19 protein-coding genes are annotated in these 15,292 nt (G+C 65.0%); 8 read left to right on the plus strand and 11 right to left on the minus strand.

Annotation, left to right across the window (positions count from 1 at the left end; all coding sequences use genetic code 11):
- Window positions 1-31 precede the first annotated feature (31 nt).
- A complete protein-coding gene (locus tag ROZ00_08525; protein ID MDT3736254.1) occupies window positions 32-1,669 on the plus strand; it encodes a methyl-accepting chemotaxis protein in 1,638 nt (545 codons plus the stop codon).
- On the opposite strand, the gene ROZ00_08530 is transcribed toward ROZ00_08525, so the two are convergent.
- Complete coding sequence (locus tag ROZ00_08530) at window positions 1,659-2,042, minus strand: thioredoxin domain-containing protein (protein ID MDT3736255.1); 384 nt, start codon at window positions 2,040-2,042, stop codon at window positions 1,659-1,661. The genes ROZ00_08525 and ROZ00_08530 overlap by 11 nt on opposite strands.
- A gap of 12 nt (window positions 2,043-2,054) precedes the next feature.
- On the minus strand, window positions 2,055-2,384 hold the full coding sequence (locus ROZ00_08535) for a TusE/DsrC/DsvC family sulfur relay protein (protein MDT3736256.1): 330 nt from the start codon (window positions 2,382-2,384) through the stop codon (window positions 2,055-2,057).
- A 111-nt stretch (window positions 2,385-2,495) separates the two neighbouring features.
- Here ROZ00_08535 and ROZ00_08540 point away from each other — a divergent pair, with 111 nt between their 5' ends.
- Window positions 2,496-2,735, plus strand: a complete 240-nt coding sequence (locus ROZ00_08540) for a CDGSH iron-sulfur domain-containing protein (protein ID MDT3736257.1) — start codon at window positions 2,496-2,498, stop codon at window positions 2,733-2,735.
- Between the two features lie 3 nt (window positions 2,736-2,738).
- Here ROZ00_08540 and folE read toward each other — a convergent pair whose 3' ends face one another.
- Window positions 2,739-3,374, minus strand: a complete 636-nt coding sequence (folE, locus tag ROZ00_08545; GenBank protein MDT3736258.1) for a GTP cyclohydrolase I FolE — start codon at window positions 3,372-3,374, stop codon at window positions 2,739-2,741.
- A 147-nt stretch (window positions 3,375-3,521) separates the two neighbouring features.
- Between folE and ROZ00_08550 the strand changes: the two genes are divergently transcribed.
- Window positions 3,522-3,881 (plus strand): hypothetical protein, encoded by a 360-nt coding sequence (locus ROZ00_08550; protein ID MDT3736259.1) that lies wholly within the window; start codon window positions 3,522-3,524, stop codon window positions 3,879-3,881.
- An 18-nt stretch (window positions 3,882-3,899) separates the two neighbouring features.
- On the opposite strand, the gene ROZ00_08555 is transcribed toward ROZ00_08550, so the two are convergent.
- On the minus strand, window positions 3,900-4,232 hold the full coding sequence (locus ROZ00_08555) for a hypothetical protein (GenBank protein ID MDT3736260.1): 333 nt from the start codon (window positions 4,230-4,232) through the stop codon (window positions 3,900-3,902).
- A gap of 96 nt (window positions 4,233-4,328) precedes the next feature.
- Here ROZ00_08555 and ROZ00_08560 point away from each other — a divergent pair, with 96 nt between their 5' ends.
- Window positions 4,329-5,561 (plus strand): hypothetical protein, encoded by a 1,233-nt coding sequence (locus tag ROZ00_08560; protein MDT3736261.1) that lies wholly within the window; start codon window positions 4,329-4,331, stop codon window positions 5,559-5,561.
- Window positions 5,562-5,606: 45 nt separating this feature from the next.
- Complete coding sequence (locus tag ROZ00_08565; GenBank protein ID MDT3736262.1) at window positions 5,607-5,990, plus strand: hemerythrin domain-containing protein; 384 nt, start codon at window positions 5,607-5,609, stop codon at window positions 5,988-5,990.
- A gap of 50 nt (window positions 5,991-6,040) precedes the next feature.
- Here the strand turns inward: ROZ00_08565 and ROZ00_08570 are convergent, their stop codons facing one another.
- From ROZ00_08570 to ROZ00_08585, 4 genes are all read right to left on the minus strand, one after another.
- On the minus strand, window positions 6,041-7,147 hold the full coding sequence (locus ROZ00_08570; protein MDT3736263.1) for a DUF748 domain-containing protein: 1,107 nt from the start codon (window positions 7,145-7,147) through the stop codon (window positions 6,041-6,043).
- An 81-nt stretch (window positions 7,148-7,228) separates the two neighbouring features.
- On the minus strand, window positions 7,229-8,122 hold the full coding sequence (locus tag ROZ00_08575; protein MDT3736264.1) for an SCO family protein: 894 nt from the start codon (window positions 8,120-8,122) through the stop codon (window positions 7,229-7,231).
- Window position 8,123: 1 nt separating this feature from the next.
- Window positions 8,124-9,791, minus strand: a complete 1,668-nt coding sequence (ettA, locus tag ROZ00_08580; GenBank protein ID MDT3736265.1) for an energy-dependent translational throttle protein EttA — start codon at window positions 9,789-9,791, stop codon at window positions 8,124-8,126.
- Window positions 9,792-9,838: 47 nt separating this feature from the next.
- Complete coding sequence (locus ROZ00_08585; protein ID MDT3736266.1) at window positions 9,839-10,108, minus strand: biotin/lipoyl-containing protein; 270 nt, start codon at window positions 10,106-10,108, stop codon at window positions 9,839-9,841.
- Between the two features lie 197 nt (window positions 10,109-10,305).
- Here ROZ00_08585 and ROZ00_08590 point away from each other — a divergent pair, with 197 nt between their 5' ends.
- From ROZ00_08590 to ROZ00_08600, 3 genes are all read left to right on the plus strand, one after another.
- Window positions 10,306-10,605, plus strand: coding sequence for a c-type cytochrome (locus ROZ00_08590; GenBank protein MDT3736267.1), 300 nt, complete (start codon window positions 10,306-10,308; stop codon window positions 10,603-10,605).
- A gap of 11 nt (window positions 10,606-10,616) precedes the next feature.
- Window positions 10,617-11,885 (plus strand): NAD(P)/FAD-dependent oxidoreductase, encoded by a 1,269-nt coding sequence (locus tag ROZ00_08595; GenBank protein MDT3736268.1) that lies wholly within the window; start codon window positions 10,617-10,619, stop codon window positions 11,883-11,885.
- An 87-nt stretch (window positions 11,886-11,972) separates the two neighbouring features.
- Entirely contained in the window at window positions 11,973-12,794 is an 822-nt protein-coding gene (locus tag ROZ00_08600) for a PhnD/SsuA/transferrin family substrate-binding protein (GenBank protein MDT3736269.1), read from the plus strand.
- A gap of 69 nt (window positions 12,795-12,863) precedes the next feature.
- Here ROZ00_08600 and ROZ00_08605 read toward each other — a convergent pair whose 3' ends face one another.
- The 3 genes from ROZ00_08605 to coaBC all read right to left on the minus strand — a co-directional run bounded on the left by ROZ00_08605 (window position 12,864) and on the right by coaBC (window position 15,250).
- Complete coding sequence (locus ROZ00_08605) at window positions 12,864-13,505, minus strand: c-type cytochrome (GenBank protein MDT3736270.1); 642 nt, start codon at window positions 13,503-13,505, stop codon at window positions 12,864-12,866.
- Window positions 13,506-13,593: 88 nt separating this feature from the next.
- Window positions 13,594-14,043 carry a dUTP diphosphatase gene (gene dut / locus ROZ00_08610; protein MDT3736271.1) on the minus strand — a complete coding sequence of 150 codons (450 nt, stop codon included), beginning with the start codon at window positions 14,041-14,043 and terminating at the stop codon, window positions 13,594-13,596.
- A gap of 7 nt (window positions 14,044-14,050) precedes the next feature.
- On the minus strand, window positions 14,051-15,250 hold the full coding sequence (coaBC, locus tag ROZ00_08615; protein ID MDT3736272.1) for a bifunctional phosphopantothenoylcysteine decarboxylase/phosphopantothenate--cysteine ligase CoaBC: 1,200 nt from the start codon (window positions 15,248-15,250) through the stop codon (window positions 14,051-14,053).
- Window positions 15,251-15,292: the final 42 nt, after the last annotated feature.

Genomic DNA, 15,292 nt, shown 5'->3' on the forward strand with positions numbered 1-15,292 from the left:
CCGCGGTCAATGAACGTCCCCGGAGGCCCAGATGAATGTCCTCTCCAAACTCAGCGTCGGCGCCAAGCTGCTGCTCGCGCCAATGGTCGTGCTGGCGCTGCTGCTGCTCCTGGCCATCACGGCCTATCATGGCATCCAAAGGCAGCAGGAAGCCCTGAACAATATCTACCAAGTCCGCTTCAAGAACTACCGACTGGTTTCGGAAGCGTCCGGCGTCACGCAGGGAATATATGGCAACACCTACCAGCTGCTCTCTTCCGCCGCCGCGAATTTCCCCGCCCAGCGCCTCGAAGCCATGGTCAAGGATCTCCATGAGCGGCTGAAGCTCGTCGAGCGGCTGCTCGACGAAGTCGCCGGCAGCGCGGATCTTGCCGAATCGGAAAGGTCGGAGCTGGCGACGGTCGCCGCGCAGTTCGCGGGCTTCCGCAAATCAACGGCGGATGTCCTGGATATCGCGGCGGTGGATTACGCCAGCGCCACCAGCGTCATGAGCCTCACCGCCAACGAATTCGATGCGCTCGACAAGCGCTTCAGGGCGCTCCTCGATCTGGAACAGAAACTCAGCAACGCGGCCTATGACGCGGCCGGACAAGTCTCGGGATTCGTCGTGGGCATGCTGGTGCTGGTCGCCGCCGTTTCGATTTTCCTGGCGCTCACGGTCAGCTTCTTCGTGCGCCGCCACATGATCGCCGCCGTCGAGCGCATCAAGTCGGCCGCCATGGAATTGAAGGGCGGCGACCTGACCAGGCGCGTCGGGCTGGAGGGCAGCGACGAAATCGCGCAAACGGCCAATGCCTTCAACGATCTCATCGCAAGCTTCCAGCAGGCGGTGCGCCAGGTGCTCGGCGAGGCGCGGGCCGTGTCGCTCGCCTCGCAGGAGCTGGGGGCGACGGCTCGGGTCGTTGCCGAGAGGTCGGCCCGCCAGGCGGATGCCACCTCCGCCGTCGCGGCGACGATGGAGGAGGTGACCGTCAGCATTTCGTCGATTTCCGAAAACGCCGAGCACGTCAAGGGCACCTCGCGCACCAGCCTGGAGAACACCCAGGCGGGCGGCGACCATCTCGTCGAACTGCTCGAGGAGATTTCCCGCGTCGGGCTGGCTTTCAAGGACATCAACACCTCGGTTGGGGAATTTGTGCGCAGCACCGCCTCGATCAACGACATGACCCGGCAGGTCAAGGACCTGGCCGATCAGACCAACCTGCTCGCGCTGAACGCGGCGATCGAGGCTGCCCGGGCCGGAGAGCAGGGACGCGGCTTCGCCGTGGTGGCGGACGAGGTACGCAAGCTCGCCGAGCGGTCGACGGAAGCCGCCGTTCACATCGAGGAAGTAACGCGGACCCTGGGCGGCCAGTCGGGGGTCGTGGAACAGTCGCTGAACGAAGGCACGCACTCGCTGGAGTCGAGCCAGAAGCACCTCGCAGAACTGGAACAGATCATCCGGATGGCCAAGGAGTCCGTCTCCAATGCAAGCCGCGGCATGGACGAGATCGCCGCGGCCGTGCGCGAGCAGAGCACGGGCAGCAACGACATCGCCAGGAATGTCGACGAGATCGCGCGGATGGTCGAGGAGAACAGCAACGCCACCCGGCAGACCAGCCAGGCGGTGCTCGAACTCGAGCAGCTCTCCAGGAACCTGGAGCTGGCGGTAGGGAATTTCAGGGTGTAGGCAGGCTTGCCGGAATCTCCACGGCGCCCGCCGACGCATGCCGGGCGATCGCCCGTTCGATGAAGCGGCGCAGGAAGCCTTCGGTCTGCGCGCTGTGGAAGCGGTCGATCTCGACGCCACGGCTGTAGACGATCACGGTCGGGAAGCCGCGCACCTTGTGGCGCCCGGCCAGCTTCATGTTCTCGTCGGCATCCACGTTCGCCAGCACGAAGGCGCCGGCATAGTCCTTCGCCAGGCGCTCGAGCAGCGGCGTCAGAACGCGGCAGGGCCCGCACCAGCCGGCGCCGATGTCCACCAGCACCGGGACCTGATGCGAACGCGCCACGACGCGCTCCTCGAAATCGGCTTCAGTGACGTCGCAGAGATAATCCATCCAGGAATGGTATCAGACGCAGCCGGTCGGCTTCGGCATGCCGGCGTAGCGCGCGCCCTGCTTGGCCGGGCCGTAGGGGAAGAGGTCGAACAGCCGCTTCTTGTCGGCCCATTCCTCGCCCAGGTCTTCCTTCAGCAGCTTCTGCATGACGCGCAGGTTGGGCGCCGTGCCGTTCTCCTGGTAGTAGGCACGGATCCAGTTGAGCAGCTTCCAGTGGTCCTCGGTGAGCTGCAGGTGGTCCTGCTGCGCGAGATGGCTGGCGATGTCCTCGGACCAGTCGTCGAGCTGGGCCAGATAGCCTTCGGCGTCGGTTTCGATCTCTTTGCCGTTGATGACGATCATGATGTTTTCTCTCTGTTGGGGTTGGGGATATTTTTTATACTTGACATTATTAGTCGGGAATTATTCAATGTCAAAACAATTTCCTGATACCCCCATCAAGAGGAGACCAACATGAGTAGCCCCGACATGCCGCAGAAGGCGCCCTACGCCGTGGAGGTGGAAGCCGGCAGGAAGTACTGGTGGTGCGCCTGCGGCAGGAGCAAAAGTCAGCCCTTCTGCGACGGCTCGCACAAGGGCACCGCCTTTGCGCCCGTCGAATTCACCGCGGAAAAAACGGAGAAGGTGTGGTTCTGCGGCTGCAAGCACAGCGCGAACAAGCCGCTCTGCGACGGCTCGCACAAGAAACTCTAGCTGTCACGGCATCCTGCCGCCGATGGCGCGCAGGAATTCGCTGCGCAACTGATCCGATTGCTCGAAGATGCCGGTGAAGGCCTGCGTCACCACGCGCTCGTCGCCGCGGCGGTCCTCGCCCAGCAGCAGGCACAATTGTTCCGCCTCGATCACGCAGGCGCCGCCGGCTGCCTTGCCGTGCGTCACCAGCGCCTCGGCGATGTCGCGCGTCATCCACTCCTGGTAGGTGAAGCGGTGGCCGATGGCATCCACCATGCGGGCGATGCGGCCGAAGCCGTGCAGGCGCCCGCCCGGCAGGTAGGCAACGTGCGCCACGCCGCGAAAGGGCACCAGGTGGTGCGGACACACGCCATGCACGGCGATGCCGCGCACCACCACCATGTCGCGGCGCGCATCCTCGAAGCCTTCGCCCAGCGCCTCGGCCGGATCCATGTCATAGCCGCCGAGCAGGCGCCGCTGCCAGAGCGTGCGCACCCGTTCCGCCGTGCGACCCATGTGTTTCATGTCCGGCGCAATGCCGCAGGCGGCGAGCAAATCGCTCACCGCCTGCTCGAAGGCGGCAGGATCGAAGGCGTTCTGGCGCGGAATGCCGATGCCCGCTGGAGCGGCGGCAGAAGTGTGGTCGGAGCAGTCGGCCATGGCGGCGATCCCTTCAATGTCGGCGCGGAAATCATACACACTTGGTGCCGGATTGTTGAACCCGAAAATTTCCCCGCCTGATCCACACATTGACTTTAGTCAAAATAAAACCGGATTTCCGCCACCGACACCGGCGAACCGGAGATAATGCCCGACGAAAATAACAAGAAGGTGGAAACTCAAAAAGCAGGATTGGCATCAACGATGACGGATCATGTGAAAATCGGCTCGGCCATTCTCAACCGGGAATACTTCTGGTCAGTCGATTGCGGGAAATGCACTGGAACGCCCGAGGTCTATTTCCGGGCGGATGAAGCCGGCCAGCGACAGCGGCTTTCGCCGAGGAAGGCCGCCGAAGGCACCGGCAGCCACGTGTTCGACCTGGCCAGCCCCGGCCTGTATTGCCTGAAGAACTTCTGCGGCGGCGGATTCCGTTTCGACGCCAAGGTCAATGTGACGGAGCACACCGTCGACATCCTCCATCTGCAAGGGACGGGGGAAGCCTGACCGCCGGACCCGGCCCCTTTAACGCAGCCGCACCACCAGCGGCGGGATGTCGACGCCGATCACGATGGCCGGTTGTGCATAGTAGGCACGGCGCTCGTAATAGACCGGCGGCGGCTGCCGGACGATGATCCGCTCGCGAATCACCTGGTGGCGAGGGTAATGGTGGTGAGAGTAGTAGTGCTTGGCATGCCCCCAGCCGTGACCGCGGTGCCCATCGTGCCTTCCACGATCATGCGCCAGGGCGCCCGTCGACGCCGCCAGGGCAAAGGCGCCAAGAACAGCAGTGAGCGTGGCACGAATCCTCGTTTTCATCAGAGTCTCCTTCCGTATTTTCATTTTCAGCACCGCCATGCTAGCCGGCCGGTCCGGCCGCTGCTGTAAGCAATTGCAATAGAATGTAACGTCCCTCCATTCGGGGTCCGCCTGCACAACGGCACCATCGAACCCATGGCCAAGCCATCCCACCTGCGCTCTTCCGATCTTCGCGGCATCGGCCGCATGACGATCGATGCCGTCGTCGGACTGACCGATCTGGTGGAGGCGATGCATCACAACATCGCCGTCAAGCCGGCCATCCTCGGCAAAATGCCTCCCGGCCGCACGCGGGGCATCACCGGATTCGTGTACCGGAGCATCCGCGGCGTGACGCGGCTGGTGGGCGGCGGACTCGATGCCGTGCTGGGAAGGCTGGTGCCCCTCTTCGGCGAAGAGACGTCCTCGCCCGAGCGCGAAGCGGTTCTGGCGATTCTGAATGGCGTTCTGGGCGATTACCTCGAAGCCAGCGGGAACCCGCTGGCCATCCGCATGTGCCTGCGCCGCGGCGGCCGCCCGCTGTCGCTGGAGAAGGCGGCCCTGTCCGCCATCCCGGATGCCGGCGGCAAATTGCTGATCCTGGCGCACGGATTGTGCATGAACGATCTGCAGTGGACGCGCCAGAGCCATGACCATGGCGCCGCACTGCAACGCGACCTGGGCTATACGCCCGTTTATCTGTACTACAACAGCGGCCGCCATATCTCCACCAACGGGCGAGAGTTCGCCGATTCGCTGGAGGCCCTGCTCGGCAACTGGCCGGTCCCGGTCGAGGAACTGGCAATCCTCGGCCACAGCATGGGCGGCCTGCTGGCGCGCAGCGCCTGGCATTACGGCACGGCGGCCGGCCACACCTGGCCGCGGCAGCTCAAAAAGCTCGTCTTCCTCGGCACGCCCCACCACGGCGCGCCGATGGAACGCGGCGGCAACTGGATCGACACCCTGCTCGGCGCCAGCCCCTATACCGCGCCCCTGTCCCGCCTGGGCAAGATCCGCAGCGCAGGCATCACGGACCTGCGCCACACCTTTCTGCTGGACGAGGACTGGCACGGCCGCGACCGCTTCGCCCGTTCCGCCATCCGCCACGCCGCCGTTCCCTTGCCGGAAGGCGTGCAGTGTTATGCGATTGCCGCCACGACCGGCAAACAGGCGGGCGACCTCAAGGACCGGCTGATCGGCGATGGACTGGTGCCGCTGGCGAGCGCATTAGGCTGCCATGCCGAGCACGACCGCAACCTGATGTTCCCGCAGGACAGGCAATGGATTGCCTGCGAAACGGGTCATCTGGACCTGCTCGGCAGCCTGGCGGTGTATGCGCGGATCAGGCAATGGCTGGCTCAAGAATCACCCGCCCTTGTCGTAAATTAAAGGGAGCCCCGCAGGTTAGGCGGGGTGCCGACCCCCGGAGGTACGATGAGTCCCGAACTGACGCTGGCCATACCCGTCGTTGATTATCAGCACGAAAAGATTCTTCATTTCATTGAAAGCCTGAAACATCGCGCCGCCACCCGGCCCGAAGTCATACAGGCCATCGACGATTACACGGGACGTCATTTTGTCGTGGAGGAGGAGTTCATGCTCGCCCATGGTTATCCGGATTTCCAGCGGCACAAGGCCGAGCACGAATTTCTCAAAGGCAAGATCGGCGGGCTGCTCGACGCGATGGGCAAGGACGAAATCGCGGGCAGCAAGGCGATCGCCGAGTACATGGAAGCCTGGCTGCTGCAGCATATCCGGACCGCGGACCGGCCGATGGCCGAATTCCTCAAGCAGCGCGGGATCGCACCGCCCGCCTGATCGGCGCGCCCTCCGGTCGGGGCGGCCGGCCGCAGCCTCTCCTCCGCCTGCTACTTGCCGAAGAGGCCCTTGACCGCCTTGCCGACGCCCTCGGCCACGCCGCCGGCCGCCTGGCCGATGGCGCCGGCGCCCTTGGCCAGCCCTTCGACGCTGACGCCCAGCACGTTGCCGAACGAGGCGGTGATCTGCTTCGAGAAGCCCTCGTTCAGCTTGAAGTTCGGGTCGTCGAGCTTGCCGTCGAGCGTGAACTTGATGGTGATCCGGTCGTTCTTGTCCTTCATCATGCCGACCACCGCGGCGCGCGGCATACCCATGAAGGTGCCGCCGGACTCGAGTTCCAGCCCGTTCAGCGTCAGCGTGCCGGGCGCGTGGAGATGGTTGGCCTTGACGGTGGGCTGCAGATCGAAATCGAGCGTCCCCTTCTTCACGCCGCCCTCGGTCGCTTTCAGCAGATAGGGCTGCAGGGCGATCAGGTCGACGCTGCGCATGCTGTTGCGCAGTTCGGAATCCTTGCTGGCGAACACCATCCAGCCGTCGATCAGCATCTTGCCGTCGCTCCTGACGCCCTTCAGCACGCCGTCGAGATGCACATTCGATCTGGCCTTGAGTTCCGGCAGCTGGAGGTCGGTGATTTTCACCTGCAGCTGCTCGAGGCGGATCTTGTGCGCCGGCCGCTTCACGGTGGCGTCGAAGAACTCGAGGACACCGTCCTTCAGCTCGATGGAGCCGATGCTTACCTCCGGCCCCTTGCCGGCCTCCTTCTTGTCTTCCTTCTTCTCCAGCAGGCTCGGCACGACGCGCAGCTTGCCGTCGGTGCTGCGCAGCGCGGAGACATAGCCGCCTTCGACGACGATGCTGGAAATGCCCACCCTCGCCGAAAGCAGGACGAGCAGGTCGGGCGCGATGCGGATGCGCTCGGCGCGCAGCGTGTCGGGTGCCGGCCAGCCCGCGGGCGCCTTGATGCGCAGCTTGTGCACCTCGACGGCAGTCAGACCGAGGCGGATCTCGCCAACCTCGCTCTCGGGTCCAAGCGCTTCCTCCACCTTGCCCTTCAGCGCCTTGGCGCCGAAGTACAGCCCCGCGGCAAACAGGACAACCAGGCTGATGAGAACGGCGAGGCCGACAACCAGCCAGCGCTGCGATTTCGATGCGGCCATGATGGGCTCCTTTGGCGAATCAAGTGACCGATTGAATTTTAGCCCCCGATTGCCGCTGCGGCAGGACCGGCGTCCGCCCCTTCACTGCCGGCGCGGCAGCTGTCGCGCGCCATGCTCCTGCATCAGGGCATCGATCCGCTCGGCCACCTGCTTCGACGGCGAAGCATAAGCGAAGCGGACGACGGCGCGCCCGTCCGGGCCAAGCAGGATCATGCCGGCGGAGTGGTCCACGGTATAGCTTCCGGGCGGTGCCGCGGGATCGCGCACCTTCTCGTAGCGCACCCTGAACTCGGTGGCGGCGCGGCGCGTCAGATCCTCCGATCCCCGCAGACCGAGAATGCGCGGGTCGAAGGCGGAGGTGTACTCGCGCATCACCTGGGCACTGTCGCGCTCCGGATCGACGGTGATGAAGATCGGCTGCAGCTGCGACGCCTTGTCGCCGAGGTGCTTGAGCACCTCCTTCATTTCCAGCAGCGTCGTCGGGCAGACGTCCGGGCAGGAGGTGTAGCCGAAGGCGATCAACTGGAAACGGCCGAGGAAATCCTCGTTGGTCACCGCCCGGCCGTTCGGGTCCTGCAGCAGGTAGCGCGGCACGACGGCGTTCGGCATCGACTCCCCCGCGTTGTGCCCCTGCGGCACCTGGCCGGGCGCCGGAAGCACTTTTTTGAGGCGTTGCGTGATTTCCTCGAGCCGCAGCGACAGCTCGGCAGGGGCCAGGCAGGGTTTGCCCCGATTGTGGCTTGCGAAGGCCTCGTTGGTGCCCTCCTCGTAGGCCTCGCCATAGGCGCGCGTCTTCGGCGCGTGGTTGAGCATGAGCACGCGCACCCAGGCGGCGGTGTCCTTCTGGCCGCAAGCGAGCGTCTGGCCGTTGAGCCGGCCCAGGTCGCGCACGGCGGCGAGACCGGCCTCGTCGGAGGCCCATGCCATGGCGGAAAAAGTCAGTCCGCACAGTACGGCGAGCAGTTTGTCGCGCATGTCAGCCTTTCAAGGGTTTGTAGCGCAGGCGCTTCGGTTTGGCGCCCTCTTCGCCCAGGCGCTTGACCTTGTCGGCCTCGTACTCGTGGTAGTTGCCGTTGAAGAAGGTCCACTGCGACTCGCCCTCGCAGGCCAGGATGTGGGTGGCGATGCGGTCGAGGAACCAGCGGTCGTGCGAGATCACCAGCACGCAGCCGGCGAACTCGAGCAGGGCATCCTCCAGCGCGCGCAGGGTCTCGACGTCGAGGTCGTTCGACGGCTCGTCGAGCAGCAGCACGTTGCCGCCGGCGATCAGCGTCTTGGCCAGGTGCAGGCGGCCGCGCTCGCCGCCGGAGAGGTTGCCGACGATCTTCTGCTGGTCGGCGCCCTTGAAGTTGAAGCGGCCGATGTAGGCGCGCGAGGGCGTCTCGAACTTGCCGACGGTGAGGATGTCTGCGCCGCCGGAGATAGCCTCCCACACGCTCTTGTCGTTGGGCAGCGCATCGCGCGACTGATCCACCGAGACCAGCTTGACGGTCGGGCCGGTCACGATCTCGCCGGCATCCGGCTGCTCCTTGCCGCTGAGCATGCGGAACAGCGTCGACTTGCCGGCGCCGTTCGGGCCGATGATGCCGACGATGGCGCCGGGCGGGATCTGGAAGCTGAGGTTGTCGATGAGCAGGCGCTCGCCGTAGCCTTTCGAGACGCCCTTGAACTCGATGACCTTGTCGCCGAGGCGCTCGGCCACCGGGATGAAGATCTCCTGCGTCTCGTTGCGCTTCTGGTATTCCTGGCTCGACAGCTCGTCGAAGCGCGCCAGGCGCGCCTTGCTCTTCGCCTGGCGGCCCTTCGGGTTCTGCCGCACCCACTCGAGTTCCTTCTTGATCGCCTTCTGGCGCGCGGACTCGGAGGCCTCCTCCTGCTTGAGGCGCTCCTCCTTCTGCTCAAGCCAGGAACTGTAGTTGCCCTTCCAGGGAATGCCGTGGCCGCGGTCGAGCTCGAGGATCCATTCGGCGGCGTTGTCGAGGAAGTAGCGGTCGTGGGTCACCGCCACCACGGTGCCGGGGAAGCGCGTCAGGAACTGCTCCAGCCAGTCCACCGATTCGGCGTCGAGGTGGTTGGTCGGCTCGTCGAGCAGCAGCATGTCCGGCTTGGAGAGCAAGAGGCGGCACAGCGCGACGCGGCGCTTCTCGCCTCCGGAGAGATGGCCGATCTTCGCCTCCCAGGGCGGCAGGCGCAGGGCGTCGGCGGCGACTTCCAGCTGCTGCTCGGCGGTGTGGCCGTCGGAGGCGGCGATGATCGCCTCCAGGCGCGCCTGCTCGGCCGCCAGCGCGTCGAAATCGGCGTCCGGCTCGGCGTAGGCGGCGTACACGGCATCGAGCTTCTGCTGCGCCTCGAAGACCTCGCCGAGGCCTTCCTCGACGGACTGGCGCACCGTCTTTTCCGGATCGAGTTGCGGTTCCTGCGGCAGGTAGCCGATGGAGAGGTTCGGCATCGGCGTGGCTTCGCCCTCGATGTCCTTGTCCACCCCGGCCATGATTTTCAGCAGCGTCGACTTGCCCGAGCCGTTCAGGCCGAGCACGCCGATCTTGGCGCCGGGGAAGAAACTGAGCGAGATGTCCTTGAGGATGTGGCGCTTGGGCGGGACGATCTTGCCCACGCGGTTCATGGTGAAAACGTATTGGGCCATGCGCGATTGAACCTGCAATAGGGGAAAGCGGGAATTTTAACAGGCTCTCAGGAGAGCTCGAGCGTCAACAGGATCTGTCCCTCGGCCACGGCATCGCCCTCGGCGACGAACACTTCGACGACTTGTCCGGCATGCGGGCTGGGAATGTCCAGTGCCACCTTGCCGGTTTCCAGCGTCAGGATGTTGTCATCGAACCCGATTTTGTCGCCGGGCCTGACCAGGACCTCAAGAACCACGACGTCGCCACTGGCACAGGAACCGCAGGTTTCCCAGCAATCCGGGTATTTCGGCATGCGTACTTCGATCAATTCGCTCATGGGATGGCAGAACCACTTTCCGCCCAATAGGATAAGGCTCAAATATGTTCCGTGATTGGCACAATAAGAAAATTAATTGCTACCCATGGGAATATCCTTTAGATTTGCAGGGACAACAACAAGCTTCCATGCACAGTTCGTGCTCATGGGGGCGGGAACAGCGCTTACCAAAGCATCATTCACTAAGGAGGAAGCCGATGAAGTATCGCAAGATCGCGCTCGCCGTTTCGCTGCTGGGCCTCGCCAGTGCAGCGTACGCGGACAACCACACCCTCAGCCGCAACATGGCCTCGGCCTGTGCCAGCTGCCACGGCACCAACGGCAACAGCGTCGGCGGCATGGATCCCCTCGCCGGCATGCCGAAGGACGAAATGATCCGCAAGGTCAGGGATTTCCGTTCCGGCGCCAAGCCTGCAACCGTCATGCATCAACTGGCCAAGGGCTATACCGACCAGCAGATCGAGATGATCGCGAATTACTTCGCGGCGCAGAAATAAGGGGGGAGAACATGACACTGAACAGACGCGATTTCATCAAGGCCGCGGGCGCGACGGTCGCCTTCGGCTCGCTCTACGGCTGCGCCGGCGGCGGCAAGGGCTCCGGCCATGTCGTGGTGATCGGCGGCGGCTACGGCGGCGCCACCGTCGCCAAGTACATCCGCATGTGGTCGAACGGCGGCATCGACGTCACCCTGGTCGAACCGAACCCGGCTTTCGTCTCCTGCCCGATCTCCAACCTGGTGCTGGCCGGCGAGAAGACCATCGCCGACATCACCACCAGCTACGACGGCCTCAAGAAGCACGGCGTGAAGATCGTCCACGACACGGCCATCGGCATCGATCCGGCCAAGCGCGTGGTCACCCTGTCCAGGAGCGGTACGCTGAGCTATGACCGCGTGGTGGTGTCCCCCGGCATCGATTTCATGTGGGAGAGCGTGCCCGGCCTGACGCCGGCGCTGTCCGACGGCAAGATCCTTCACGCCTGGAAGGCCGGCCCGCAGACCGTGGCGCTGCGCAAGCAGCTCGAGTCGATGCCCGACGGCGGCGTCTATGCCCTGTGCATCCCGAAGGCCCCCTACCGCTGCCCGCCCGGACCCTACGAGCGCGCCTCGATGATCGCCCACTATTTCAAGACGAAAAAACCGAAGTCCAAGGTGCTGATCCTCGACGCCAACGCCGACGTCACCTCGAAGGGCCCGCTCTTCAAGAAGGCTTGGGCGGACCTCTACGGCGGCATACTCGAATATCGCGGCAACCACGGCATCACCAAGCTGGACGCCGCCAGCCAGACCGTCGAGTTCGAGTTCGGCGACAAGGTCAAAGCGAACGTGCTCAACATCGTCCCCGCGCAGAAGGCCGGCCTCATCGCCAGCGCCGCCGGCCTGACCAACGTGGGCGGCCGCTGGTGCGGCGTCGACTGGAAGACGCTCGAGTCGACCGCGCACAAGAACGTCCATGTGCTCGGCGACTCGACGGCGGCCACGGCCGGCATGCCGAAGTCGGGACACATGACGACGCAGCACGCCAAGGTTGCGGCTGGCGCCATCGTCGCCCTGATGTCGGGCGAGCAGGCCCCCGAGCCCATGGTTATCGCCAACACCTGCTACAGCTTCGTTTCGGCGAAGGAGGTGATCCACGTCGCCCATCCCTACGTCTATAACGGCAAGGAGTTCGCCGTGCCGAAGGGTGCCGGCGGCGTCTCCGCCGCGCGCAACGAGTTGGAGGCGAAGTACGCGATGGCCTGGGCCAAGAACATCTGGGCCGATTCGCTGCTGTAATAGTCAGTCTGCAAGACACGGCGGCGCGTCCGGCTAGGCACGCCGCCGTTTTTTTCACCCCGGCGGACATGAAGTGAGGGAGAGCACATGAAAAGGCACATACTGCTGGCGAGCCTCCTGGTCGTCGCCTTGTCCTGGCTTCCGGCCCGGGCACAGGAGAGAGCCTACCTGCTCGGCGTCATCAGCTACGGCGAGAGCGCCCAGATGATCGCCTCGGAATACGAAGGACTGACGGTCTACCTCAGCAAGGTGCTCAAGCGCCCCGTGCGCGTCGAGGGCGCGCGCGACTTCACCACCATCGGCGAGCGCGCCAAGGCCAAGCGCTACCACATGATCTTCGCTGCGCCTTCGGCCATCCTCGAGGCGAACAAGTCGGCTGGCTACCTCCCGGTCGCCAAAGTGCCCGGCCTGCTCTCGGTCGCCTTCATGGCGCCGGGAAGAACCAACATCGCCTTCCCCGAGGACATGAAGGGCAAGCGCATCGGCTTCACCGGCAAGGACGCCATGATCACCAAGCTGGCCTTCGCCGAACTGCAGGCGCTCGGCATCAAGGACCCGGAAAAGTATTTCAGCAGCATCGCCTACTACAACGACGCCGACGGCGTGCTGGCCGGCATGCAGATGAACCTGATCGACATCGGCGTTGCGAACTCGGGCCTGTTCAACGTGTGGACCAACAAGGGGGAGAACATGAACCTGATCCACAGCGGGAAGGGCGTACCGCACCTCACCTTCGCCGTGCGCGGCGACCTGCCCGAAGCGGAGAGGCGGACGATCACCGACGCCCTCCTCAAGTCGACGCAGGACAAGGACGCCCAGGAGTTCCTTCGCTTCAGCAGCTTCCCCGGCTTCGAGTCCGCCAAGCTCTCGGATTACGACGAACTGGCGAAAATGCTGAACATCAAATAGCCATCGTCTGAAAACGAAACGGCGGCGGGAGCAGGACTCCCGCCGCCGTTTCCATTTCTGCCGGCCGGGTTACATGCCGCTGAGATACAGCGAAACGGCCTTGACTTCCAGTTCGGTGAGCTTCGACGCGATGGCATGCATGACGGCGTTGTCGTTGGTGCGCTCGCGCTTGTTGAACTCCTTCAGTTGTCCTTCCAGGTAGGCGGCATGCTGGCCGGCCAGGCGCGGCAGCTGCACTGTGCCGTCGCCCTTCGGCCCGTGGCAGCTGGCGCAGGCGGCCACGCCCGAGAAGGGGTTGCCCTTGTGGTAGATGTAGCGGCCGACGGCACCGAAGTCCTCGTCACGGACGGTGTAGGACTTGGGCTTCTTGTCGCCGAAGAACACGCCGAGCGCCTTCATCTCGTCTTCGGTCAGTTCGGCGGCCTGGTCGTTCATGGTGCCCTTGCGCCGGCCGTTCTTGAAGTCGGCAAGCTGCTTGGCGATGTATTCGGGATGCTGGCCGGCCAGGCGCGGGAAAATCGGGCTGGCGCTCTCGCCTTCCGCGCCGTGGCACAGCGAGCAGCGGCCATTGACGATCTCCTGCGCACGCTTGAGGTCCACGTTCGCCGCCGGCGCCTTGGCCGCCTGCGGCTGGGATTTGGCTGTCTGGGCAAATGCGGCCGGCGTCAGCAGTACAAGCGCGAGGGCGGCTGCGAATAAGGTCTTGTTCACGTCGAACTCCGGAATCGTTGAAACCTCAAGATGCTAGCAGAGGGTCGGGCGGCCGTGGATAAAACCGCATTAGGCCCACATAAGGGCCTTAATGCTTGCCGGTGCTGCCGAAACCGCCCTCGCCGCGATGGGTTTCCTCGAACGCATCGACGATGTTGAACGCCACCTGCAGCACCGGCACGACGATCATCTGCGCCAGACGGTCCATCGGATTGATGGTGAAGGTCTCGCGGCCGCGATTCCAGGTGGAGACGAAGATCTCGCCCTGGTAGTCGGAATCGATCAGGCCGGTGAGGTTGCCCAGCACGATGCCGTGCTTGTGGCCCAGCCCCGAGCGCGGCAGGATCAGTGCCGCCAGGCCCGGGTCGGCCAGGTGGATGGCGATGCCCGAGGGAATCAGCCGGGTGTCGCCCGGATGCAGCTTGACCGGCGCCTCGACGCAGGCGCGCAGGTCGAGGCCGGCGGAACCCGGCGTGGCGTAATGGGGCGGGTTGTCCTTCAGCCGCGGATCGAGGATCCGCACGTCGATGCGATGCATGGTTGCCTTACTCTCCGCCGTTGCCGGCGAGCATGGCGCCGATGTGGGCGACGATGCCGCGGGCGATTTCGATCTTCGGCGCGGGACCCAGCGGATGCCGGCCCTGCTCGTCGAACAGGACCACCGCGTTGCTGTCGCCGCCGAGGCCGTCCTTCACCAGGTTGCCGACCACCAGGGCCAGCTTCTTTTTCTGCCGCTTGCCCTCGGCGTACTTCTCCAGGTCGCGGCTCTCCGCGGCAAAGCCGACGCAGAACGGCGCCTTCGGGCGCGCCGCCACCTCGGCCAGGATGTCCGGGTTGGGCGCCAGCGTGATCTGCAACGGCTTGTCTTGCTTCTTGATCTTCTCCTGCACCGGCTCGGCCGGCCGGTAGTCGGCCACCGCCGCCACGCCGATGAAGATGTCGCAGGCGGCGGCGCGCTGCATCACCGCCGCATGCATTTCCAGTGCGCTCGTCACGTCGACGCGGCTCACGCCGGCCGGCGTCGGCTGCGCCACCGGCCCGCACACCAGGGTGACTTCGGCGCCGGCGTCGCGCGCCGCGCGCGCCAGCGCGAAGCCCATCTTGCCGGAACTGAGGTTGGTCAGGCCGCGCACCGCGTCGAGCGCCTCGAAGGTCGGCCCGGCGGTGAGCAGGACGCGCCGGCCCGCCAGCACCTTGGGCTGGAAGAAGCCGACCACCGCATCGTGGATCTCCTCCGGCTCCAGCATGCGCCCCATGCCGGTCTCGCCGCAGGCCTGCGCACCCGAGGCCGGCCCAAGCACGACCACGCCGTCCTGCAGGAGCTGACTTTTGTTCCGCTGCGTGGCGGGGTTCTCCCACATCTGGCGGTTCATGGCCGGCGCCACGATCAAGGGGCAGTCGCGCGCCAGGCACAGCGTCGACAGCAGGTCGTCGGCGAGGCCGTGCGCCAGCTTGGCGAGGAAATCCGCAGAGGCCGGCGCGACGACGACGGCATCGGCCGCGCGCGACAATTCGATGTGCGCCATGTTGTCGGGCATGCGCGCATCCCACTGGTCGCACCAGGCCAGCTTTCCGGTGAGCGCCTGAAAGGTCACCGGCGTGACGAACTGCGCGCCTGAGCGCGTCAGGACGGCGTGCACTTCCGCACCGTCCTTGACGAACAGCCGCGCCAGCTCCGCCGCCTTGTAGGCGGCAATGCCGCCGGTGACGCCGAGCACCAGCCGTTTTCCGTTCAGTTCAGCCATGACAATGAGATAGAATCGAAATTCCGACGAACGATTCTACTG

The sequence above is a fragment of the Denitratisoma sp. genome, from assembly GCA_032027165.1.
Taxonomy (GTDB): Bacteria; Pseudomonadota; Gammaproteobacteria; order Burkholderiales; family Rhodocyclaceae; genus Desulfobacillus.